At 35.0% G+C, this 23,657-nt stretch carries 19 protein-coding genes; 9 read left to right on the top strand and 10 right to left on the bottom strand.

Annotated elements, in window-relative coordinates; genetic code table 11:
- Positions 1–2: 2 nt before the first annotated feature.
- The 5 genes from UABHE_RS20860 to UABHE_RS20840 all read right to left on the bottom strand — a co-directional run bounded on the left by UABHE_RS20860 (position 3) and on the right by UABHE_RS20840 (position 7,792).
- Entirely contained in the window at positions 3–998 is a 996-nt protein-coding gene (locus UABHE_RS20860; protein WP_372365221.1) for a hypothetical protein, read from the bottom strand.
- A gap of 14 nt (positions 999–1,012) precedes the next feature.
- On the bottom strand, positions 1,013–3,724 hold the full coding sequence (locus UABHE_RS20855; protein WP_372365220.1) for a hypothetical protein: 2,712 nt from the start codon (positions 3,722–3,724) through the stop codon (positions 1,013–1,015).
- Positions 3,725–3,731: 7 nt separating this feature from the next.
- Positions 3,732–5,438 (bottom strand): ATP-binding cassette domain-containing protein, encoded by a 1,707-nt coding sequence (locus UABHE_RS20850; RefSeq protein ID WP_372365219.1) that lies wholly within the window; start codon positions 5,436–5,438, stop codon positions 3,732–3,734.
- Complete coding sequence (locus UABHE_RS20845; protein ID WP_372365218.1) at positions 5,431–7,059, bottom strand: hypothetical protein; 1,629 nt, start codon at positions 7,057–7,059, stop codon at positions 5,431–5,433. The genes UABHE_RS20850 and UABHE_RS20845 overlap by 8 nt, the downstream gene beginning before the upstream one ends.
- 424 nt (positions 7,060–7,483) lie before the next feature.
- Positions 7,484–7,792, bottom strand: coding sequence for a hypothetical protein (locus tag UABHE_RS20840; RefSeq protein WP_372365217.1), 309 nt, complete (start codon positions 7,790–7,792; stop codon positions 7,484–7,486).
- 286 nt (positions 7,793–8,078) lie between these two features.
- Between UABHE_RS20840 and UABHE_RS20835 the strand changes: the two genes are divergently transcribed.
- A complete protein-coding gene (locus UABHE_RS20835; RefSeq protein ID WP_372365216.1) occupies positions 8,079–9,020 on the top strand; it encodes an aldo/keto reductase in 942 nt (313 codons plus the stop codon).
- A gap of 53 nt (positions 9,021–9,073) precedes the next feature.
- Here UABHE_RS20835 and UABHE_RS20830 read toward each other — a convergent pair whose 3' ends face one another.
- The 4 genes from UABHE_RS20830 to UABHE_RS20815 all read right to left on the bottom strand — a co-directional run bounded on the left by UABHE_RS20830 (position 9,074) and on the right by UABHE_RS20815 (position 11,241).
- Entirely contained in the window at positions 9,074–9,688 is a 615-nt protein-coding gene (locus UABHE_RS20830) for a hypothetical protein (RefSeq protein ID WP_372365215.1), read from the bottom strand.
- Positions 9,689–9,907: 219 nt separating this feature from the next.
- Positions 9,908–10,456 carry a hypothetical protein gene (locus tag UABHE_RS20825; protein WP_372365213.1) on the bottom strand — a complete coding sequence of 183 codons (549 nt, stop codon included), beginning with the start codon at positions 10,454–10,456 and terminating at the stop codon, positions 9,908–9,910.
- A gap of 16 nt (positions 10,457–10,472) precedes the next feature.
- Positions 10,473–10,703 carry a hypothetical protein gene (locus UABHE_RS20820; RefSeq protein WP_372365212.1) on the bottom strand — a complete coding sequence of 77 codons (231 nt, stop codon included), beginning with the start codon at positions 10,701–10,703 and terminating at the stop codon, positions 10,473–10,475.
- Between the two features lie 295 nt (positions 10,704–10,998).
- Complete coding sequence (locus UABHE_RS20815; protein ID WP_372365211.1) at positions 10,999–11,241, bottom strand: hypothetical protein; 243 nt, start codon at positions 11,239–11,241, stop codon at positions 10,999–11,001.
- 318 nt (positions 11,242–11,559) lie between these two features.
- Here UABHE_RS20815 and UABHE_RS20810 point away from each other — a divergent pair, with 318 nt between their 5' ends.
- From UABHE_RS20810 to UABHE_RS20795, 4 genes are all read left to right on the top strand, one after another.
- Positions 11,560–13,896 carry a serine/threonine-protein kinase gene (locus UABHE_RS20810; protein ID WP_372365210.1) on the top strand — a complete coding sequence of 779 codons (2,337 nt, stop codon included), beginning with the start codon at positions 11,560–11,562 and terminating at the stop codon, positions 13,894–13,896.
- Positions 13,886–15,448 carry a glycine--tRNA ligase gene (locus tag UABHE_RS20805; RefSeq protein ID WP_372365209.1) on the top strand — a complete coding sequence of 521 codons (1,563 nt, stop codon included), beginning with the start codon at positions 13,886–13,888 and terminating at the stop codon, positions 15,446–15,448. Before UABHE_RS20810 ends, UABHE_RS20805 begins: the two co-directional genes overlap by 11 nt.
- 276 nt (positions 15,449–15,724) lie before the next feature.
- On the top strand, positions 15,725–19,633 hold the full coding sequence (locus UABHE_RS20800; protein WP_372365208.1) for an NAD(P)-dependent oxidoreductase: 3,909 nt from the start codon (positions 15,725–15,727) through the stop codon (positions 19,631–19,633).
- A gap of 219 nt (positions 19,634–19,852) precedes the next feature.
- Positions 19,853–20,428, top strand: a complete 576-nt coding sequence (locus UABHE_RS20795) for a metallophosphoesterase (protein ID WP_372365207.1) — start codon at positions 19,853–19,855, stop codon at positions 20,426–20,428.
- Positions 20,429–20,757: 329 nt separating this feature from the next.
- On the opposite strand, the gene UABHE_RS20790 is transcribed toward UABHE_RS20795, so the two are convergent.
- On the bottom strand, positions 20,758–21,192 hold the full coding sequence (locus tag UABHE_RS20790) for a hypothetical protein (protein ID WP_372365206.1): 435 nt from the start codon (positions 21,190–21,192) through the stop codon (positions 20,758–20,760).
- A 119-nt stretch (positions 21,193–21,311) separates the two neighbouring features.
- Here UABHE_RS20790 and UABHE_RS20785 point away from each other — a divergent pair, with 119 nt between their 5' ends.
- The 4 genes from UABHE_RS20785 to UABHE_RS20770 all read left to right on the top strand — a co-directional run bounded on the left by UABHE_RS20785 (position 21,312) and on the right by UABHE_RS20770 (position 23,650).
- Positions 21,312–21,734 carry an ABA4-like family protein gene (locus UABHE_RS20785; RefSeq protein WP_372365205.1) on the top strand — a complete coding sequence of 141 codons (423 nt, stop codon included), beginning with the start codon at positions 21,312–21,314 and terminating at the stop codon, positions 21,732–21,734.
- A 16-nt stretch (positions 21,735–21,750) separates the two neighbouring features.
- Complete coding sequence (locus UABHE_RS20780) at positions 21,751–22,557, top strand: helix-turn-helix domain-containing protein (RefSeq protein ID WP_372365204.1); 807 nt, start codon at positions 21,751–21,753, stop codon at positions 22,555–22,557.
- A gap of 249 nt (positions 22,558–22,806) precedes the next feature.
- The gene (locus UABHE_RS20775) at positions 22,807–23,307 is read left to right on the top strand and encodes an RNA polymerase sigma factor (RefSeq protein WP_372365203.1); all 501 of its coding nucleotides are present in this window, start codon (positions 22,807–22,809) and stop codon (positions 23,305–23,307) included.
- A complete protein-coding gene (locus tag UABHE_RS20770; RefSeq protein ID WP_372365202.1) occupies positions 23,291–23,650 on the top strand; it encodes a hypothetical protein in 360 nt (119 codons plus the stop codon). Before UABHE_RS20775 ends, UABHE_RS20770 begins: the two co-directional genes overlap by 17 nt.
- The last annotated feature ends 7 nt before the right edge of the window (positions 23,651–23,657 follow it).

Raw genomic sequence — 23,657 nt, 5'->3', positions numbered from 1 at the left:
TATTATTTAAGTATGTGTTTTAAATGTTTTTTTGTATTTTTATAAAATTGTAGCACTCCAAGATAATAAGCGATGGCTTTGTATTGATTTATTTTCTCCTTAGCAATAATCTTTTGTTGTATATTCTCTTTGTATACACCCGTTACTGCATTATATTCAAAACCTGGTTCATAATTATTGCGTAGTTCAAGTACACTTTTGTCTTGTTTCTCCATATTCATAAAAACTTGTAAACCATGGCTAAAACTTTGTTCTTTTGCAAGTTTTTTAAACACATTTTCAATGGAAGGATAACGATTACTTATCCACTGAGAAATTCCTTCACTTGCCTGTATTTTTTTTAGTAATAGTGATTTTATCGTTTTATCTAGTGTATTTTCTATTTCTTGAAGAGAAGCAATTTGTTGCTGGGTTTGCTTCTCTAAAGTGCTAATTTTTTCTTTGCTTTTTGCTAACATTTCGATGGCATTGCGATTTTCGCTGCACAAATAAAAAATACAAACAACCATAAATAAACCAATACTAATAGTAGCAAAAGAGTTTAGTTTTTTAGGTTTTTGATCTGATTGATGGGAAGATATTATAAATTCTGGCCAACTACGAACACAAATATCTAATTGTTTAAAACTTGTAGATTCTAACTTTAGATTAGATAGTCTATTTTGGGAAATAACAGCTATACACCAATTCACATTTTCGTTGCCGCTTTTGACAAAAATATTTCCTTGTACTTTGAATGTCTGTCTTTGTACATGGTCAACGATATCGTAATCTACAGAAGCTAAAAACCAAATACAAATATGGCGACTTTTATCATACGCCCAAACAAGTATTGCTTCCGTTTTTACTGCTCGGTTTTGCAAAAACGTTTGCTTTTTAAGAAAATTTTCTAAAGAAATTCTTATTTTTGAGGATATATTTTCTGGAAACTTTTTAATGGCGTAATCTTGGGTACTGCTAATTTCAGTAGTATACCCACTTGTAAATTCTACTTCCACATTTACCACCTTAATTAATAGCTATGTATCCACGCAGGAATAAAGTCACTACACCTTATATGCAAATTATACTTTTCATTATTTTTTAAAATCGTTGTGATTGAGTATTCATCAGTATTATCCTTCACTTTTTGTAATTCCCAAAAATTTGCTTGGGTTTCTTGAAGAACGTCATCATCTACGATTTCTTTTTCGTCGGTGTCTCCGTCAGAATCAGCCCAAACATAAGACAATTTCAACCATGGATGCCATTTGGGGATACTTCCTGAAGCATTTTTTTCTAATACGAGAAGAGTTTCACCTACAGATATACGAATGTATAAATAATAACGCTCAAAAGATTCGTCATTCCACTCGTTTGCGCTTTGCCCTTTAGAAAAATCGGGATTTTCTCCTCCGTTATCAAATTCAAAACTCGCAATATTAATATTCACTTCTTTAGGTTCTGTTATTTCTTGCAAGTATAAAGAACGCTCTTGCCAAAGTTGTATAAATTCCTTATTCCATGTGTATTTATCGATAAAACGATAATCAAAAGCGGAATATGTTTTTGGTGGCAATTCATCCTTAAGAATAGCATTAATCCATGCATTAATGATTTTAAGTTGTTGCGATACTTCTTCATAAGGCAATTTTTTGATTTTACTAAATTGCAATCGAAAATATTCACTAAAAAAATACATGGCTATTTCAGGAGTAATATAAGTCTCATTTGGAAGATCAGTAAATAGTTCATTGAGTGTCTGAATATTTTTATATCGTGCATAAGGTGACTGTAAAAACAAATTTCTAAACCAAAAGATATATTCTTTATTATAGTGTTGTAAACTAAGTTCATTCGTACTATTTGCTTCTTGAAGTGCAACAAATTGCTCGACAAACTTTGTTAAAATATATTTTTCAACATAAAAAGGTATACAATCGCGATCGGTATGTAAACGGTAACCTTTTAGAGGATCACGTTCGCGTAAAAAACCAAGTAATAAATCTAGCTTGTCTTTCGTTTTTATTTTGTTTTCAATCTCTTGTTGCAAGGTGTTAATTGCTGTTTTCCAATGAACATCTTGCGCATCCCATGCTTTTTTTTCGATAAACTTAAACAATAAACGATTAGAATTGCTATCGTTGCCAGCATCTTTTGTTGCGCGAATCCATTTATTGATAGGATCTAGTCTCTGTGGATATGTTTCGTTAAATGCAACAGTATTGACGTGTTCTAAACCCAAAGCACAACGATATTCGATTAAAAAAGCTATATTCAGAGTAAGTATGTGTTCTTTTGAAGAAATAGGTACAAACATCTCTACAATATTTATGTACTTTATTGGGTCGTAACCTTTGAGGTTTTTATATTCGCTCCAGCAATTTTCGGTTATCTCTAAAAAATTGGTTAATTCATTGACCTCTTCTTTGGTGACCGCTACATACGGTTGTATCTTTTTTAGAATGCGCAACCAATTGCGCCTTTTACGAATTTCCTTATCCGTTTGTTGTTCTATACTCGTAATCAAATCAAGACTAGTATTTACTTGTGGTTTGATATTACGAACTAGGTTTTTTTGGTTGAGATGACGAGAACTAAGCCTTGTTGTAATCGGTAAAGTTAACTTGTCAAAAGTAGTGGTCACTTTTTCTTTGTAAAACAAATGGTAACCAAATAAAGAACGTGGTGATTTTTTGATAAATGTGTTCATCTGATTTATCTTGTCTGCAATTTCTTGTATATTACCATCCATCGTTGACGTAGTAACAGCATCAAAAAAATGCAATTTCAAATTGCGATATCTGTTATGATCGAATGTTTCTGTTACGGTGACTGCGCTAAAAAAAAGACTTAAAATTCCGATAGCTAAACTCAAATACATCTTGCGTGATTTTTTTTTCTTTTGTTTTTTCATCAATAAATATACATCTTGATAAAAATCGCGAAAACCATCGATGTCTCCATCGTAATGACTAGTATTTTCTGTTTTGCTTTGTAAACGCGCGTATGGTTTTATATGCGATGAAAATTCAAGTATAGGTTGAAAACGTTTGGCGTTTTTCTTTAAAAAATCTTCGGCAGATTTAGGTTCTTTATCCATTAGATCTACTTTGGTTACAGCTAACCACACAGGGTAATTACTCTTATTCTTTGCGGCTTTTTCTATGGCTTGTGTGTAGGTGTTATACATGTGGACGTGATCTTTTTGCGGAGGATTCTTACCATCAATGTACAAAAGTACACCACAAGAATTTTGCATTTTCTTCTGTAATTCTAAACCACGTTGGTTGTTCTCTTGAAATTTTTCAAAATCTCCACCAGGAATATCGTACATTCGCACTAAGTGTTTAGCATCTTGCACATCTGCTTCTTCAACATGTTTATAATGAATATTCAAAAAACAGTCTTCGGGCCCAAGAGTAGGAGCTGCACCTTCGCGAACAAATTTATCTACCATGTGGTAAGTATGACGGTGAGTAGGTTCATCAGCAATAAATGTGTCAAGCTCGCGAAGTTCTAACTCTTGTTTATCCTCAACAAAACTTCCCCAAATACGCTTACATTTTTTGTTATTGAGTTTATCAATAAGCTGTACAATACCAGTAGTCTTACCTGCGCCACTGTGTCCTAAAACAGCTATTTCCACATCTATTTTTTCGCCGCGGTATTTTTTATAGGCATAAAAGCCATATAACCCTGTAATAAGAAAAAGTGCAGAGATTACTCCTAGTAATAAAGTCATTTAAATCTTACCCTCCAAATTCATAACACAGGATCAAAAAGAAAATTAGCAGTATACTCAACATATTGCAAATATTTGCTCTTGTTAAGAATTTTATGGTATCCATTGGGTTTGTTTTTTTGCGTGTACCATAATAAAAACTAATAATACCTATCGCTAAACCTGTAATCGATGTTTTTAATGTAAACATTCCAAAACCTGTAAAAAACGGAAAAGATCCCAAGTTAGCCCAAAAAGTTTGTTGCCAAACATAGTAAGTACACAGTGGATTTAAAACTAGAGAAGTCAGTAATGTTCCACATGCGGCAGCAAGAAAAGATAAATACGACAACAGCAAGCACCCAAAAACAAACGAAAATAGCACTTGTGGTAAAAAAAACAACGTGGGATTGACCCCAAAGTTTCGCAAAGCATCCCACTGTTTGGTATTACTATCGTGAATCGCAGAAAGATAAGCGGTGATCGCTGTCCCAGAACGCGAAGCAATAAGAATACAGCTAATAAGAGGAATAAGAGCATTGAACATTATAATTCCAAGCCCTGTCAACATTTCTTTGTAGAAAGCGGGAAGCATAAAGTCTTTTACCTGTACATTTTCTCCCGACTCTAAGTGAATTTCACCAAAATTGGTATTAAGCGTGAAATAAGTGATCACAATTCCCAGAAAAAAACCAGCGATAATGTTATACGGCAGTGATAAGGTAACTAAACGGTGAAAGATATTTTTGAAAAATTTCATGAACCACTGAATACGACGCGACAAAAACATGTGTTTCGCTTGTGAAAGTGTTTTACCTATCTCGCCAAACATATTAGACCACTTAACATCAAAAGCTTTATTTTGACGTTTTATTGCTTCTTCTGGTTTTACAATACGCGGAGAAATTTTATTAGCGTTTTCGTGAAGCTTTTCTTCTATTTCTTTTAGAATAGATTGTTTCTCCTCTTCACTCTTGTCTTTTAAACAGTAGTTTTCAATTGTATGATCATGAATGAACCAAATGCGATCGGCGATCTTTGGTGGTTCTTTGTAATCGTGAGTAATAATAATGGTAAGAGAAGATGTTTCTTTGTGCACTTCTCTTATGAGATTGAGAGATTCCTTTACTGACATTGGATCAAGAGCTGATGTCGGTTCGTCCAAGATCATCACACTTGGTGCATACGCTAACAAACGCGCAAGAGCAACTCTCTGCCTTTGGCCACCAGAAAGATTACCAGGATAGCGATCAATAAACTTTTCTAAACCAAGTTTGTCTGTGGTTTCTTTGAACCATTTCTTGAAATTATTTGCACTGCGATTGCTATTTTTGGAATGGTCATAAGCAAAACGAATATTTTCTTTTACTGTCAAGTCATCAAAAAGACCAAGAGCCTGAAACATAATACCAATCTTACCTTCAAGTACTTGTGGATAAAGATTTTCTTTCATATCCACAAAATCAGCATCCTGCTGTAATTTAACTTTGAACTCTGAGTTTTCACGATCTTTTTCTACCATAATTTGTGGATGATCGTACTTGATAAATCCTAGTAGAATATTAGTAAGTAGCGATTTTCCACTACCACTAGGACCTAAAAGTAGAACAACATCTTCTGTGTCTGCATGTGTCGATATGTTTTGTAATATAGTTTGTATGCGAGGAGAATCTTGCGAAAAATCTAGTAAATTAATATCTAAGTCTTTTATGTTTATTATGTTTTTATCACTCACTGCTCTTACCCTCAATATAACAAATTACATTGCTATCTGGTCCATTGTGCCAGTTATACTCATAGCCATTATTTACTAAGTCATCATCTTTCTCTGGAAAAAACACAATTTGCGGTTCCCTTTTGCCTAAAAGTCTTTCGCGGGCAAATGTCAAAAACGCAGGATTCACCCCTGTTTTATTTTTATTAAGTAAAACCTTAGATGTCATGCCAACAACTTGCTTTTCAACCATGTCTTTTGTTCCTTGTAACAACTCGGAAACTTGTGGGTCTGTTGCCATGCCCTGTAGTGTGGAAAAGAAAGCCTCTGCAGATTCGTTTCCATAACGATCCTGGATATATTTTTTCAACTTCTTATCATACCACATCGCACGTAATCCCATACCAAGTTTTGAGCTCAATTGAACTTTTTTAGCAAAATCAACAGGAATCTTTTTAGCAGCGTCATCATTTTTGCGAATAGTTTCTTTTACTGAACGAAATGTTTCACCCCAGCCAATTTCAAAAGCCTTTTCTTGCGCACTGGAAAACGTCTTGCTCATCATTTTATCACGGTCAAGTAGAATACGATACATGAGATGTGCACCATTTAAAGCACTTCCAAAAAAAGAACGACTTTCATACTTATTTGCCTCTTTTTGTAGGTGTTCCGAACTACCTAACCACAAACCTTCCATTGCCCCAAAAAGAATGTTGCGATACTGCATATCACCAAGTAATTGTTCCACTTCTTTTGATTTACTGATTCCTCCCAGCGCTTTCTCGAAATCAATTTTTTGTAGTATTTCAGTATTAAGAGTAGCAAAAATGCGATCTTGAATAAATTTATCATTCAGAATTTGTTGTACTTTGTCCTTGTCAATTCCTTTTTCTTCCATCTTTTTCATAAATATATCAAGTATTCTTTGGTAATTTTCTTTTTGATTACTACTCACTACCATCGCTAGATCTTGCCATTTTCCATATACCTTTAGATCTGTTTGCTCCTTGACAATTAAAAATAAGACCTCGTTAGAATCCGCATTAATAATTTTCCATCTACGATCAGGAGAGTCAATCTTTACTATTGCATCATCAATACTTAAACCACGCGCGCTAAACTCTTTAATTATTTCTTGTGTCAATAAATTTTTCTGCAGCTTTGATTGATAATCATGAGAGAGAGAAAACAAGAGTTGACTTTCCTCATTATCTTTAAGCGATTTAAGAAGAAGTGTATAAAAAGATGGAGATGCATGTAGTAGTTTAAATTTAGTATTTTTTTGTAACACACGCCCCTTGTGTTTATCAAGAACACTTATTTTCAAATACTTGTAGTCTACTTCATTTTGAGAATCTTCAATATCAGAAATAAACCCTGCCAATTCCAAATTTGGGCTATAACTATACATGTGTGTTCCCTTAGGAAAAAACTTAGCATATGTAGTTGGAACATGGAGCTTAACATAAGCATTGTCATTTAAAGGAGTTCTTGTTTTAATGCTGTGGTAAAGAGCTTTAGATAGAGATGCCAAATTCCACAGTAGGAATATTCCTAAAAATAAAGATATTGTTAGAAAAATACGATATTTTTTTTCTTTTCGTCCGGTAATTTTCAAAAAGAAATAGTAGATTTTTTTCATAAACAACCCTTTCAGGAGGCATAAAATATTCTTTAATGTTCGCTTAATTTACTTTTATACTATTAAGTACGAAATATAAAAATTCAAGTTTGCTAAAATATAAAATTAATTAGGGCCTGTCATCATTCAATACAGATAAAAATATAACGGATTCATTTAATGATACGCCAGTAGTATTGAGCCCGAGCCCGTTTGCGAGCCTGCGCCCGAAAACTTTTTGAGAGCGACAGAAAGTGATTTATTGGTTCAATAATAGTTTTTTGCGATGGAAAAAGAAACTTTGCTTCTTTGATAAATTGTTAGTGAAAGTTTCGGAAACGGGCTCGCAAACGGGCTCGGGCTCGAAAAAACACACAATATTTTGAATGATGACACGCCCTATTTACAGCTATCGACATTTATTGTTGTGTAGTGAGAACGACATCTAATTTTTAGGCCAAATAACGAACACAATTGCAAGCCATATTATATTAATCGGAATCCCTGCAAATAAAAATATAAGAGAAATAGTATTAGATTGTCCTTCTTTTAATGAATTATATGTATTTTGCCCATACACATGTAAACTAAAAATAGCAATGGCAAACAAAATACTTCCATAAAAAACAGCGTTTGCTTTTGTTGTGGAACAACCTTTATTATTTGCCATGCCTCCTGCAGCAAAAATACCTGACATCACGATAAAACCTACAGAAGCTAGTGCAATAAATCCAGAAACAACAGAAATTAGCATATTATTTTCCTAACATTCACTTTTAAAATTATAACAAAACTACAAATTAAGTGACGTGCCAAAAGTATCACCAACTTTTGTTCTTTTATTTTCTAGCTTAGTGTTACCTTAGTTACATAGTTCAGTAGCCTATTTAACGTGCTGTATTAAAAAATAAATCTTGCATTAAGTGGGTAATTACTTTTCTCAGGCCAGTCATTTTTATTCATTTAAGCCATTTATTTTTATGCTATTATAAATAGTCTAACAACGTAATCACTTAGAATTTTAAAATATGGAGTCATTTATGAAATATATGGAGTTATCTAGTGGCAAAAAAATACCTTCTTTAGGATTAGGTACTTGGAAATCTGCTCCTGGAGAGGTATATAACGCTATCCGCGAAGCCATTCGCATTGGGTATCGTCATATCGATTGTGCAGCAATTTATCAAAATGAACCGGAAATAGGCAAAGCTTTGTCCGATGCTTTTTCTGCAAAAGAAGTAAAGCGTGAGGATCTATGGATTACTTCAAAACTATGGAACGATTCTCATAAGAAAGAAGATGTGTTACCTGCTTTGCAAAAAACTTTACATGATTTGCAACTTGACTACCTAGATTTATACTTAATACATTGGCCGATAGCATTTAAACCAAAAACTATTTTTCCACAAGATGCCAGTGGATATTTGAATTTAACAGAAGTGCCTCTGACAGAAACATGGTTGGGAATGGAAAACTGCGCACGCCAAGAATTGTGTCGCCACATTGGTGTTTCTAATTTTAGTGTAACTAAACTAGAGTTGATAAAGTCAGCTGCTGAAATTAAACCACAAGTAAATCAAATTGAACTGCACCCTCTTTTAGCCCAACCAAAAATGTTGGAGTACTGTAATGCAAATAATATTGTATTAACAGCTTATGCTCCTTTAGGTTCTAAAGGTCGTGATATCAAAGAGGAAGAGCCTGATTTACTAACTAATTCAACTATAACTGATATAGCAGAAGAGCATAACTGTACCCCTGCGCAAGTTTTGATTCGTTGGGCTACTCAACGCGGGACTGTAACAATCCCCAAATCGACAAATAGCGAACGTTTACAACAAAATTTTTCATCTTTAGATGTGGAGTTAACAGAAGAAAATATGGCCGCAATTGCTAAAATTGATCAGCATTACCGCTTTTTTCATGGTAAATTTTGGGAAATGGAAGGCGCGCCATATACCGTCGAAAATTTATGGCAGTGAGAATTTTTAATCCGTGGGATTATCCCACGGAATCTACTTGAATAATAAAGAGACTACTTTGTTCTTTTGGCAAGAATGAACTCTTTGAAGTGACCAATCACGTTGCTAACTTCTGGAGACTTTTGGTTAGAAATAACCTTGCCTTCCATAAACATAAACGTAAAAATATTATTACGTAAATCGCGATTATAAAATTCCAAGAAAATGTTTTTTCCGCGTTTAAATACCAACAGCATTTCTTTTAGTTTAGAACTAGCATTTAGTTTTTTGATTTTTAACGTCGAATCAAAATCACCATCTATTTTCTCAAAATCAATTTTTTGCAATACACGGCTTTTAAAATGAAATTCTAAAATTCCATCAGGAATAGTCTCCGTTTGATCTTTATACCAAGCAATAAGAGCTTTATATAGTCGTTTTTCCAACAAATTTAGATGGTTGTAAGCTTTTTCCTCTTCTTGCTTGGCTTTGAGTTGCTTTAGGTATTCCTTTAGACGTTCTCTCTTGCGCTGGCTTTCTTGTAGGACTTTTTGTTCAGCAGCCTCTATTTTCTGCAAGTGTTCAACTAGGGGATCTTGGATGTTTTGTTTGCCTTGTACATCCACTTGTTTTAATAAATCAGCCCAGTTTTTTACTTTGCGTTTTGTTGTTTCACCAGTATCAGACATAGATTTTAGACCATATAAAAAAATATAAATCGTTTAGTATTTTGGACTTGTTACTATTCTATTATAGTAACTTCTATAAAAGTTGCAATGTTATTAAGTGACCTCGCAAAAATATTTATGCAATCTTTGGTTTCGCAATTTATTTTTGGTTGGTCATTTGTTTTTTACTGAAATGTGTTGATATCAAGGTTGCTGTATAATATAGACTATTTTAGGAGATTATTTGTTTTGTCTTCTACCCCGTTTACCAGGTCTTCTACGTTTTTCTCCAAGTTCTTCACGCATTTTTTGCTTCTCTTCTTCGGACAAAACACCATCATTATTTGTATCAAAACGTTTTAGAATTCGTTGTCGAGGAGCACGACGAAAGTCTTTATTGCGATTTTGTTGTTTTTGGTTTTTTTGCCGTTTAAAAAAATTAGCCTTAAATTTTTCGAGAGATTTTTCTATTTCTTCTCTTTCTTCCGGAGATAACTTACCATCGTGACTCATTTTTTTCTCTAATCGTTTACGTTTTCGCTTCATTTCAAAACGTAACAGCGCCTTGCGAAAACGCTTTTTTTCGTCGTTTGATAATTCCCCATCGTTATTTTTATCAAATTTCTCGCGCATCTTTTTTATGTGTGCTTCTCTTTTTTCTTTTCTTACTTTTTTCTTTTCCTGTGATTTTTTATTATCTTTTATCTCTTGTGAAGAGGTATCTTGTTCACTATCATCGCAAAAGATAAAGAGACTAAAAAATAGTGTCAATGCTAAAAAGAGTTTCATACTACCTCCATCGTTTTTATTTTTGTTTGTCGCAATAAAGACAAGAATAACGTGCTATTGTTTTGGCATGTTGAGGAAGATTTTCTATTGATTCATTCCACTGCTCTTTTATTACACGCCCAACTATTTGCATACTACCTAAATCCCCTTTGCCTACTTCCCAAAAAAACTTGGCATTGGTTGCAAATGATCTGCCATCTCCACTGAGAACGCCTGCAAGAAAGCGTGCTGTTTTTGGCGTATTCACTAGGCTTTCCTTGAACTGTGTAGCAAACAAGGTTTTTGAGGTTTTTGCAAATTGATTCATAGAACAATATGGCGAACAACACGATGGAGCAATAAACGACAAAGCAAGAATACATACTATTCGTAACATAGTAAAAAACCTCTAAAAAAGTCTAGGGCGCGCGAACACACCCTAATATGGTGTTGAACAAATTCTTTAGGGACATGCCCTATATTTCGGAATATATTTTACCACAGCGCGCGTTGTCATTCAAAATAAAAAGCTACTGCAAACCTAGCTTTAGAGTAAAACACTCTTAATTTTGCAAAACGACAAACTGCTGCCAAATATAAATTTGCAAAACAAATATCATCCACAACAGTAAAAAACCAACATAAATAAGAGAAGTACGGACTTTACATCGAGAGCGACGCCGTTTCCCTATAAGACGCATAAATTCTCGTTGTAATTGCGCGGCTTGCATTTCATCGTATAAAAGTTGTAAGTGCTGTGAAAATGAATCTTTCTGTTTTAATGGTTTTTCCGACGAAATCTTCATATATATACTCTCCAAAAATATTTTTGTTATTTTCTCTATAACTATTGATTTAGCTATTGTAACAGGAGTGTGGACAAGATAATTTTTTTATGCCATAATAAGCCAATAGTTTCTTGACAAATTCGTAATGAGAAAGCAAACTCTACAAACACAAACATAAAATTCGCGGAGTTTTTCGCTGAATGTGTTAGACTAAATCTATTTTTCAAAAACGAAAAACACTGTAAGAAGCTTAGTAAAAGCTACTGCACATGAAACGCAGTAACAAAATTTATCAAACGCTTCTCACAACAACATTCTTGAGAGAAAAGGTAGCATATGGATGCCAAAGATGCTTTATTCGCTCATGCAGCAGTTTCTTTTGGATACATTAGCGAAGAGAAATTAGGTCAGTACGCTCAAGAATTGACTGTACGACGTAAAAAAAACAAAACAATTTCTCTAGAAAATTTCCTTGTAGAAAACAAGGTATTTTCTAAAGAGAAAATAGCAGAAATATATTCAAGAATTAGCCAAAATTTACAAGTGAATGAAGAACCACATAGCAAAACATTGACCATGTGTGAAGATCAACCGCAAATAGAATTTACAATAGCTCCTGGTTCTATGTCAAGAAATGCGGAACCAGAAAGCAGCATAGTAGAGCCTCAACACCAGGAAAGTATTTTTTTAGGAAATGCTATTGGACAAAAACTTGGCCGTTACGTTATTACCGGACGATTAGGTCGCGGTGGGATGGGAATTGTATATAAAGCAGAAGATGAGACACTTAAACGTACAGTTGCAATAAAAGTTCTAATTAACAGTCAAATAGATACTGTTCATTCAGAAAGATTTGTACGCGAAGCGCAGACTGTTGCTAGTCTCAATCATCCAAACATAATGCAAATACACGATATTTCGAAGCTAGGAAATAATTATTATCTCGTCGTAGAGTATATAGAAGGAGAACCGTTATCGCACATTATAAGAGCACAATCTCCTTTAGACGTCGACAGAGCTTTACTTATTGTCAAAAAAGTAGCTGAAGGTTTAGATGCAGCGCACAAACTAAAAATCATTCATCGCGATATAAAACCAGCGAACATAATGGTATCAAAAGGTAGTGAACCTAAAGTAACCGATTTTGGCTTGGCGAAAATGCCATCAGCTGCTTCTTTGTCGCAATCAGGACAAGTTGTAGGTACACCGTCTTATATGGCACCTGAACAAGTAGAAGGAAAGCCTGTTGATAATCGCAGCGACTTATATTCTTTGGGAATCACACTTTACGAAATGCTATGTGCTAATCTACCATTTAAGGGCGACAATCTATACAATATCATGATGGCTCATGTTCATAAGAACCCTGTTGATATTGGTAAGTATAATTCTAAAATAGACGAAGCACTTGCAAGTATTGTTGCAAAGATGATGGCAAAAAATCCAGAAGATCGTTTTCAAAACGGTAAGCAAATCGTTGAAGCCATTACAGGTTATATGGAACAAGATATAAAGAAAGTCTACAAAATCAACAAAACTCCCAAAAAAAAGAAATCATTAGTTAAAGTGGTGTTCCTTGTATTATTGTTCGCCGGCGCCAGCGTATTTTCAGGAGTAAAACTGTACCCTAATCATGAGCTTTCTAAAAAAGTAAAGAGTAACTGGCAAATTGTAAAGAAGAAAGCGAATGAGTTATGGAAATCGCGTAATACAAAGACTTTACCACAAAAATATGTAGTTGATTTCAAAGTAAGTGATCCTTTTTTTCCTTCACAAGAATTTTTAATTTCAATTATGCGCGAAGAGAAAAATAATTTTTCACAAGTTAAAAATCATACGACTCGCCTTGTTCCCGGAAAATATGTATATAAAATAGAGAAACAAGGCTACGAAACTATTATAAAGCCCTTTGAAATCAAAAAAGATATGTCACCTCTGCACATAGAAGAAAAAATGAAGGTTTTGCCTAGAAAAATCGATTTTTCTATTGTTGACTTGCAAACAGAGAAAACAGTTCCTACTAAAAAAATAATAGTTAATAATAAAGCACTTCAAGAGAATGTCATTACTCCGGGTAAAGTGGTAATACGTCTTGACTTTGAAGACTATGAAAGTATACTTCTTGAAAAAATGATTTTGCCATCAACGAAAATATTTACTGTAAAAGTGAAACTTGCGCTTGTTGCCAAAAAGACAATTGTTAAAGAAATAACCTATGAATTGTTATGTACAAAACGCGAAAGTGATAGCTTTATATTTTTAGTAGACGGAAATCAAATAGATTCTGAAAAAATAAAAATGAATGCGATAGATGAAAAGCGACTCTTTCGAATATCGCTGCTTAAATCAGCAAAAAAAATACGCGTTGAACACGATTTTTACTTTTCGGAACAGACATTAAATGCAAAACAAGAACGAATAATTATTGCCTTACAAAATATCGATTACAAAAAATTCGTTACTTACTTGAAGCAACTAGAAAGCGGAAAAACATTAGAGAAAGTAGCACATTTTGTATATAAAGACGATTTTCAATTTTCACGCGAACTTGTAAGTGAATTAATTGATTTGTTAAAAAAATTAAAATTCAAAGAAAAGTACCAATACAAATACCGTAGTTCACTTATTAATGAATTGCGGTTAAAAAAAATAGAGGACAACAATGGAAAATAACGAAAAAAAATTGCAAGAATTGACATCTCTTTGTAAAAATCGTGGCTTTATTTTTCCTTCAAGTGAAATTTATGGTGGATTGCGCAGCGCGTACGATTATGGACCTTTAGGGGTAGAGCTGAAACGCAATATCATGAATGAATGGTGGAATGAGATGGTGTATACAAGAGAAGACATCGTAGGTCTTGATGCTTCTATTATCATGCACCCGCAAGTATGGAAAGAATCTGGTCATCTTTCTGGTTTTTCCGATCCACTTGTTGATTGCAAGATTTGCAAAGAACGTTTTCGTGCAGACAAAGCCCCTAAAACAGAAGAAGGAGAAGATATAGTCATTTCTTTTCCAGATAAAGGCAAAGCCAAAGCGGCACTTATCTATATAAAAGAGACTTTCGAAATTGAATTAGAACGAAGTGGTAAGTCTTTGTCAGGTACGAAAGCAGATAATCGCGGCTATAAGTGTCCTGGTTGCGGTGCGGCTGGACAATTTTTATCAGAAGAGCGTCAATTTAATTTGATGTTTCGTTCTTTTCTGGGGCCTGTTGATCCGATGGAAGAAATTGCTCAAAAAATTGAGCAAGGTAAATTACAAGAACTATCAGGTCGCGAATTACGCGACGAAATAAAGAAAGCCATTGACCCTTCAACTGTATATTTACGTCCAGAAACAGCACAAGCGATGTTTGTACAGTTCCAAAATGTCCAAAGATCAATGAGTATGAAGGTACCTTTTGGTATAGCGCAAATTGGTAAATCCTTTCGCAATGAAATTACCACACGTTACTTTATCTTTCGTTCTTGTGAATTCGAACAAATGGAAATGGAATTCTTTTGTAAACCAGACACAGCAAAAGAATGGCTTGATTATTGGAAAGATAAAAGGCTTGGATGGTGGCAAAAATACGCAAATTCTCCTGATGATTTCAAATTGCGTCAACATGATGAAAGCGAGCTAGCGCACTATGCTGATAATTGTTATGACATCGAATACAGTTTTCCTTGGGGTTGGGATGAATTAGAGGGGATCGCAAGTCGTACAGATTATGATCTCAAAAAACACGAGGCTGGATCGGGAAAAAAACTTCAATATCGCGATAATGAAACTAATGAAGTATATCATCCATATGTTATTGAACCTGCTGCAGGCGCAACGAGAGGCGTTCTTGCTTTTTTAAATGATGCGCTAACCTATGATGAGATACCTGATTCGAAAGGTGTTTTACAAAAAAGAACTGTACTTCGTTTACATCCACGTTTAGCTCCTTACAAAGTTGCTATTTTACCTCTTTTACGTAAAGAAGACATGACAGGCAAAGCGCGAGAAGTGGCAAAAATGTTTTTTGATGCAGGAATTAACGCCCGTTATGATGAAGCCAATGCTATTGGTAAACGTTATCGTCGTCATGATGAAATAGGAACACCGTACTGCTTGACAATAGATGGAGAAACTTTAGAAGACAATACTGTGACGATTCGCGATCGCGATACCACAAAACAAGAAAGAATTTCAATCGAAAAAGCAGTAGAAATTGTACGCGAGAAATTGAAATAAAAATAAAGACAAGCCGCGAATTTCGCGGCTTTATAATAGCTTAAACTATATTATAGTAGACAGCTATAAGTACTGTATTCAGCAAAAAAAGGTTGTTTTTTTACTTGATATAATTCACATGGCAATAAAATTGCCTTTAGTGGATGGTGCTAAATTTTATACCAACCTTGTTTACTAATATTAAGATATATATATTTTCACTTTTTTGCAATATATTTTTCTAGGGAAGTTTTATTTCTAAGTAGAACACGCCCTAACCTAGTATAGGAAAGTAAAATGACAAGTAACTTTTTAATGGGAATTGATATCGGAAGTAGTGGTGGTCGCTGTTTGTTATACAACACTGATAGTGGTGAAACCTTATGTAAGAAAATTTCTTGGCAACACAAAGCGGTCGCAAATTCAATTGGGTTTTATGATCTTGATACTCAAGAAATATGGCAAAAATTAGCAAAAGTTATTGGCCAATCACTAAAAAGTGCCTCGATAGAAGCTAAACAAATAATCGGAGTAGCTGTTACTAGCGTGCGTTATGGTTTGGTCGTTGTAGATAAAAACCAAACCGTAATTTTTGCTGTTCCCAATATAGATGGGCGTGCTGCAATGCACGGTGCAAGGTTAGGTAGTGAACGTGGAAATGAATTCTCTAAAATTTCCGGGCACTGGCCAAGTGCCGTTCTTACAGGAGCAAGGCTACATCATTTACACGAAGAACATAGCGAAATTTTACAAAGAGCTCACCGCGTAATGAGCATAGGCGACTGGTTCGCTATGCGCTTAAGCGGTGTAATTTCAACAGACCTTTCTCACGCTAGCGGCTCTATGCTTTTTGATTTGACTACCAATAATTGGTCGCAAACTCTTATTGAATCACTACAATTACCTACCCATATCTTTCCTAAGATATCTCATGCTGGTACTATACTCGGGCAAGTTCAGAACAAAGCAGCAAACGAAACCGGCTTAGCTGCCGGAACACCAGTTGTTGTTGGGGGAGCAGATACACAAAGTGCTTTGTTAGGAAGTGGCGCAATCGCACTTGGAGATGTATGCATTGTTAGTGGAACAACCACCCCTATTCAACTAGTTATGGATAAAGCAAAAACAACAGAAAATTTGTGGACAGAAAGTCATATTGTTCCAGGACTATGGGTACAAGAAAGCAATGCTGGTCCTGTAGGGGCAACACTAGATTTTATTGCAAATGTGCTATACAATCATCCGCAAGGTGTTGCAATGCTATGCGGTCAAGCAAAAAAATCTATTTGTGGAGCGCGCGGAATTTTATCTTCTATGGGAGTTGGAATCTTTGATGCGCGAAATATGACTATTCCTTTGGGGCACTTAACAATAGCACCAATGATTTATCCTAAGAATACAGCAAAACGCGAACATGTTGCGCGGGCTATTCTTGAAGGCATTTGTTACGGAATAAGTGGTAACTTACATCAGCTCACAAAAAAATACAAAAATATTGTTTTTACAGGAGGAATGTCACGTAGCTCATTGTGTGCACAAATTCTAAGCGATTTGCACAATGTAGATGTTCGTACTCCTGAAATACAAGAAACCACTGCTCTGGGGGCTGTAATATGTGCTGGAGTCGGAGTTGGAGTTTTTCCTGACTTACTTAGTGGCGCTAAAAAAATCGCAAAATCAACAACTTATTCCAGCGATTCAAATAACAGCGAAACTTATCAATCACTATGCGAAAACTGGCTACAAATGACTAAAGCAAGTAATGAGTATAACCAACTTGCTGGTGAAGCTGCCTTGCAAGGAGTTAGTGAGATAAGTGATTCGCAGGTTATCGATATTTCATCGCAATTTCGTCCACGTGTTTTTATTTCCGCTGACTTTGATGAAAGGTCGTTGACAAAATTACGCAAAATAGCAGATGTTCATTACGGTAGCTATCGAGACGAAATGCAGCTTTTAACAGGTGATGCACTGGTTGAAGCATTAAAGGGTTATCACGTATTTATTACTGAAGTAGATGTGCTAGACGCAGAAGCACTACAACGAATTCCGAGTTTAAAAGCAGTGGTTTCTTGCCGTGGAAATGCTGTCAATATTGACATTGATGCTTGTACAATGTTAGGAGTGCCCGTTTTCAATACTCCTGGTCGTAATGCCGTAGCGGTTGCTGACATAACTGTTGCTTTTATTTTAATGCTTGCACGTAAATTACAAAGTGCAGTGAAGTTTTTACATGATCCAGAGGTTGAGGCTGGTGATATTGCGCGTATGGGTATGGCACACAAACAACTCCAAGGACACGAACTTTGGGAGAAAAATGTTGGACTTATTGGGATGGGAGCTGTTGGACGCAAGGTCGTCGAGCGTTTATTGCCTTTTTCAGTCAACGTGTTTGTCTATGACCCTTACTTAAGTGCGGAAGATATTGCTGCAACAGGAGCAACTTCGGTATCTTTACCTTTTCTTTTAGAAAATAGTGATTTTATCAGTTTGCATGCCGCTGTTACTAAAGAAACACGTGGTTTAATTTCTCATGATCAAATAGCTAAAATGAAAAAAAATTGTGGTATCGTAAACACTGCGCGCGCTCATTTAATCGATGAAGAAGCCTTGATTGATGCTCTACAAAACGAAAAAATTGGTGGCATTGCTCTAGATGTTTTTGCTGTTGAACCTCCAGGAGCAGATCATCCACTATTATCTTTTCCTAATGTAATCGCAACTCCTCACGTTGCTGGCAATACTTATGAAGTTTCTGCTCACCAAGGCGAAATTGTCGTCCAAGAATTACAAAAACTGCTTTGCGGAAAAAAACCAGAGCATGTGCGTAACCCGCAAGTGTTACAAAACTTCAGCTGGACAAAAACAGCAAAAAAACTCTCTGCAAAAGAGCTGCAAAAACTAAATACAAGTAGCGGACCTGCTATTACTGATTTAGATCAAGAACAAGAACAACAACAAACGCAAAACACCAATAAAAATAAAGGCATGTTTTCTAAACTGCGCGATATCGTAACCACAAAAAGAGAAGTAAAAGCAATTCACACTAAAGTAGTGTCGCGAGAAACTGTTACTCAAATTTCAGCGGCCAAAGAAAAACCGCAAAGTGGAGGACTAAAAGCAATCGTTGAAATCTTTTGCAAACACATAGAAAAAGACGAAGCACTTTGCAAATTTTCGACAAAGCAAGATATTTGCGTTCAATATGTGATACCTGATGCGGAATATAAGTTTGTTGTTCATTACAATAAAGGACAAATTATTACTCATTGGGGAGAAGCAAAGCAGCGGCCTAATGTAACTTTAAAAATGAAAGCGGCAACTTTTGATGGTATTCTTACCGGAAACATCAACGGTGTACGCGCAGCGATGACCGGAAAACTTTCATTTAGCGGTGACACTTTAAAAGCAATGCGCTTACAAAAAATTGAAAAAGACATGATTCGCGTATATACAAATGCGCGCCAACAGGTAGGTGATCCCGGAGATTTAAGTAATCTTACAAGTACCCAAGAACCGACAAAAAACACAAGCTCTAAACCTGTAACTAAACAAACAACGCCTCAGAAATGCAATGATGAACGCGACGAAGTCGTACAAATCTTTAACGAACTGTACCAAGGAGGATTCATTACTTCGACAGGAGGTAATGTAAGTGTACGACATGAAAAAAACAATAAACAAGTGTGGATTACACCTAGCCAAGTATACAAAGGTGGTTTAACAGGTGAAATGATAGTTGCCATAGACCTAGAAGGAAATGCCATTAAAGAAAGTGCATATAATCCTTCCAGCGAAAGACATCTTCATACTCTCATTATGCAAAAGCGGCCCCAAATAAATGCAGTGATTCACACCCATGCACCGAAAGCAACGGCTCTAGCACTTAGCGAATTACCGTTTTTGCCAATATCTACTGAAGCAGTGTTTGTTGGCGAGATTCCAAGAGTCCCATTTATTATGCCTGGTAGTAGAGAACTAGCAGAAGAAGTAGCAAAGGCTATTGGTAGTGGTACAGCTGTGCTATTACAAAACCATGGTCTAGTGGTTGCCGCAGGTAGTTTGAGACAAGCAGCTGATCTCACTTATATTATTGAACAAACAGCTGAAAAAATAATGGTGTGTTACGCTGCTGGCAAACCACCAAAAACTCTACCTCAAGATGCTATTGATATGTTACGTTCTTTAGGAGAAATGATCGTATAATATTCGCTCTATTTCTTAAGAATTAGAGCGAATAAGTGACCTGAAAAAAATAGTTATCTATTGAATGCGCAACTTTTATTTTCTAGTGTGATGTAACGAAGGCTGCAACTGAAACTGCGTAACCTAAGGCAACAAAACTAGAAATGAAAAGAATAATGCCAATGGGTAAATACTTTTGACTGGTCACTTACATAAAGATTGATATCGAGGAATCGTAAAATGAAATTCCTAGCCTTTGCCGACAATCATGGTTCATACCAATCCTCCAAACGCATTATAGAGTTAGCCAAAAACGTTGATTTACTTATCTGCGTAGGCGATTTTACTATTAATCGACAATTCGGTGATCTTTTTTTAAAGCGTATTGCTCCGTTAGAAATTCCAACTCTAATTGTATCTGGTAACCACGAAGAATATCCACAAACCTTTTTTCCACAATTACTTCAAGACTTTTCTTTTACCCAAAATTTAGACAATACTTTTTATGAAAAAGAAAATACTGTATTCTGTGGATGCAGTTTTACAGCAAGTCGCGAAAAGAGTAGCATCTTACAACAACTTTCTTATCACAAAAAAATAAACATTTTTATGACCCACTGTCCTCCTATAGATAGTGTTGGAAAAGACCAAAAAATAAGCGATGGTGGTAGTTTGGGAATTCGCAATTTTATCGAAGAAACTCAACCAAATTTAGTATTATGTGGACACATCCATTCCCCTCTACAACGAGAAGAGCAAATCGGCAATAGTCGTATTGTTAATGTTGCCTGTCAATATCGCATTTTTGAGTTTTAACTGTACAGAGAACGACTTAAAAAATATGATATTAATCCTTCAAATCCATTAGGGCGTGTCATCATTCAATACAGATAAAAATATAACAGATTCATTTAATGATACGCCAGTAGTATTGAGCCCGAGCCCGTTTGCGAGCCCGCGCCCGAAAACTTTTTGAGAGCGACAGAAAGTGATCCACCGGTCCAATACTAGTTTTTTGCGATGGAAAAAGAAACTTTGTTTCTTTGATAAATTGTTAGTGAAAGTTTCGGAAACGGGCTCGCAAACGGGCTCGAGCTCGAAAAAACACGCAATATTTTGAATGATGACACGCCCTAAATACAAAATCAATTTTCCAATTTAATGGTATACTCCATATAGTTTTGTTCTTCACCAATACATCTCAAAATAGCAATTTCTATGCTTTTTTTATTTTTCCAAATAACATTACAGTTATCTTGGGTAAGACTTGCACCATCATTTGCGATTTCAAAATTAATCAAAAATTTTCGAAAATAGTTTCCTTTTTTCTTTACATAGACAAACATTTCTTGTGGCGCAAAAGCAGCGCTTGGTAAAGCAGTTTCCACAGTCAATTCCCATTTGCCACTAGGTGAAACAGAAGTAGTAAAAACTTCTATTTCTGGTTCCGTGAAAAAAAATAATACCAATAAAAATGAAAATACCGAAATCAAAGACAATGAAATAAACCACAATAAAATAAACCACTTTCCTAAGTGTTTCATAAATGTTTCTGATTTTTCTACTTGCGACCTATTCATATAAGATCTCTCTATAAAATAGACACAGACTATTTCGCTTTTTTACAATATTTTAGTAACAGTTCCTTATAAAATATACTTTCACAATGTAACTTTTTCAATTACTCTAAGGAGAGTTTATGGATTTCTTATTTCATTTTTCGGCATATTCAGTATTGCCTTTTTGGGCAATAATGATTTTTTTTCCTCACTACTCAAAAACAAAATCTATCATAAAAGTGCCTTGGATTATTCTGCCAGCAACAATTTGTTATATTATTGTTCTTATGCCAAACATTACTGCTGCGATGTCTATCTTTTACGGACCTTCACCTGAATTAGCCACTAAACTTATGTCAGAACCTTGGGGGGGCAGCTTATTCTGGATTTATGCTGGCGCATTTGACTTATTTGTCGGTAGATGGATCTACTTAGATGCGATGGAGAAAAAAATTACTAGCTGGTTTATTTCGCCTATTTTATTTGTTTGTATTTTCTTTGGTCCTTTAGGATTCTTTCTTTATACTATAGTAAGTTTAGGATATTCCAAAATAAGAAACTAAAAGGCAAATGTAAAAAGTGAAAAAATCAATCTACAAACCGTTAGGCAGCGCAATCATTGATGAAATTAATATCATTGAAGGTGTTGGAAAAACATCTTTCACCGCATTTCCGATTGGCTATCCGTACATAGAGGTAATTATAGATTCAGGTGTTTCTATAGAGAAAGAACATCGAAAAAAACAAATTTATAGTTACCTTTGTGGTCAGTTTGTCTCTCCTTTTAAGTGGAGAACTCATTCGCATATTAACAAGATGGTTGCGGTTCAAATACATCCTTGGGCACTAAAGCTTATTTTTAATCAAAGTTCATGTCACTTCCAAGATAGTCAAATCCCACTTCATTTAGTTGATAGTCATCTTGCAAAACAACTTGAAGACGCAATAAGTAAAACTATAAAAAATGAACAGCTGTTTCTCGAAATTGAAAACATTTTTCATAAATGTGCATGCTACCAGCCCATTGATAAAAGAGTAATAGCTGCGTGGTTATATATTGTACAAAATAAAGGTGATGTGAAAATCGTAGAGTTAGCAACTCATGTCAGTCTCTCCCAAAGAAGACTACAACAGCTATTTAAAACCTATTTTGGCATTGGAGCAAAAAAATATAGTAAAATTGTACGCACACAGTACTATATATATCAACTTCTCACAGGTTCTATAAATCACAAACAAATTCCTTTAGTTTATTTTGACCAAGCGCATTTCATTCACGAATTAAAATCACACACTGGTATGACGCCACGCAAATGTCATCAATTTTTTAACTCCACTCCCAACAAACGCGAATATCTAAAATGGAATATATTCAATAAATATTAGACACTCAAACGGGTCCTGTCATCAATTAAATAGTCATCATAACGAACGACAACGATTATAGTAATTTATCATAATCCTTTAGAATTTTGAGCTTTGCCAAAACATAAGAATTTTTCTTTAAAAAACTACACTCCACTAAAAAAAATTTTTTATAGACAAAATTTTCTATTTTTGTGTCTCTCTTATAAACACTCAGTAAAGCATTACATTCCAAATGATCGTTTATCTCTTAAGATGCGAGTAATAATTATGAAATGGTGGAAAAGCAAGAAGAGAGAATTAGAGAAAATCTTTGAACAATATGCAGGAGCAATGTCTTTATACGCATGTTCTTTTGTCCGCGATTTTCAAATGGCAGAGGATATTGTACAGGAAATTTTTGTCAATTTACTGAACAACAATCAAGTTCCGCAAAAGCCGAAAAGTTATCTAATGCAGGCTGTACGAAATAGAGCCTTTAATTGCCAACGTTCTCCATCACTTAAATCACTTGACGATTGCACTAACGTTTGGTTCAATCAACCTTTAGAAAAAAAAGAACAACGCGAAAAATTGACCTTTGCATTGTCTTGTTTACCACAGGAACAAAGGGAAGTTATTGTTCTCAAAATATGGGGGCAATTGACATTTAAAGAGATTGCAGAAACAGTACACCTCTCTCCAAATACCACTGCTTCTCGCTACCAATATGGAATTAAACATCTAAGAGAAATTATGACAAAGGAGTTCAACGATGACCGAAGACTTTGAAAAATATTTGCAAGGTTTTACCACACAACCATCATCTTCTTTACATAATAAAATATTTGGTAGATCAAATAAAAAAACATTGATGCTTTGCGCCACTGCCGCTGCTGTTTTAATAGCAATATTGACCGTTTCCGGGTTTATAAACACACAACCGCAACAAACGCAAAAAGAGCAGCAATTTGTGGATAAAGATCCAGAACATATTAGAAGAGTCCGCAGACTTCATATTCGCCATCAAATAATCACAAATGGAGTAAACATAGAAAGTCTTATTGACTCTTTTTCTTCACACACAACGGTTACCGCTTCTACTAGAGACTTTTTAGATATAGAAAACTATTAATGGAGAG

The sequence above is a fragment of the Candidatus Uabimicrobium helgolandensis genome, from assembly GCF_041508025.1.
Lineage (GTDB): Bacteria > Planctomycetota > Uabimicrobiia > Uabimicrobiales > Uabimicrobiaceae > Uabimicrobium > Uabimicrobium helgolandensis.
This window is presented reverse-complemented; position numbering and strand designations above follow the sequence as displayed.

Coding starts and splice junctions, on each gene's coding strand:
- UABHE_RS20770 (WP_372365202.1), top strand. CDS start 23,291: ATGACCGAAGACTTTGAAAAATATTTGCAAGGTTTTACCACACAACCA.
- UABHE_RS20785 (WP_372365205.1), top strand. CDS start 21,312: ATGGATTTCTTATTTCATTTTTCGGCATATTCAGTATTGCCTTTTTGG.
- UABHE_RS20775 (WP_372365203.1), top strand. CDS start 22,807: ATGAAATGGTGGAAAAGCAAGAAGAGAGAATTAGAGAAAATCTTTGAA.
- UABHE_RS20800 (WP_372365208.1), top strand. CDS start 15,725: ATGACAAGTAACTTTTTAATGGGAATTGATATCGGAAGTAGTGGTGGT.
- UABHE_RS20855 (WP_372365220.1), bottom strand. CDS start 3,724: ATGACTTTATTACTAGGAGTAATCTCTGCACTTTTTCTTATTACAGGG.
- UABHE_RS20815 (WP_372365211.1), bottom strand. CDS start 11,241: ATGAAGATTTCGTCGGAAAAACCATTAAAACAGAAAGATTCATTTTCA.
- UABHE_RS20840 (WP_372365217.1), bottom strand. CDS start 7,792: ATGCTAATTTCTGTTGTTTCTGGATTTATTGCACTAGCTTCTGTAGGT.
- UABHE_RS20810 (WP_372365210.1), top strand. CDS start 11,560: ATGGATGCCAAAGATGCTTTATTCGCTCATGCAGCAGTTTCTTTTGGA.
- UABHE_RS20805 (WP_372365209.1), top strand. CDS start 13,886: ATGGAAAATAACGAAAAAAAATTGCAAGAATTGACATCTCTTTGTAAA.
- UABHE_RS20835 (WP_372365216.1), top strand. CDS start 8,079: ATGAAATATATGGAGTTATCTAGTGGCAAAAAAATACCTTCTTTAGGA.
- UABHE_RS20845 (WP_372365218.1), bottom strand. CDS start 7,059: ATGAAAAAAATCTACTATTTCTTTTTGAAAATTACCGGACGAAAAGAA.
- UABHE_RS20825 (WP_372365213.1), bottom strand. CDS start 10,456: ATGAAACTCTTTTTAGCATTGACACTATTTTTTAGTCTCTTTATCTTT.
- UABHE_RS20830 (WP_372365215.1), bottom strand. CDS start 9,688: ATGTCTGATACTGGTGAAACAACAAAACGCAAAGTAAAAAACTGGGCT.
- UABHE_RS20795 (WP_372365207.1), top strand. CDS start 19,853: ATGAAATTCCTAGCCTTTGCCGACAATCATGGTTCATACCAATCCTCC.
- UABHE_RS20790 (WP_372365206.1), bottom strand. CDS start 21,192: ATGAATAGGTCGCAAGTAGAAAAATCAGAAACATTTATGAAACACTTA.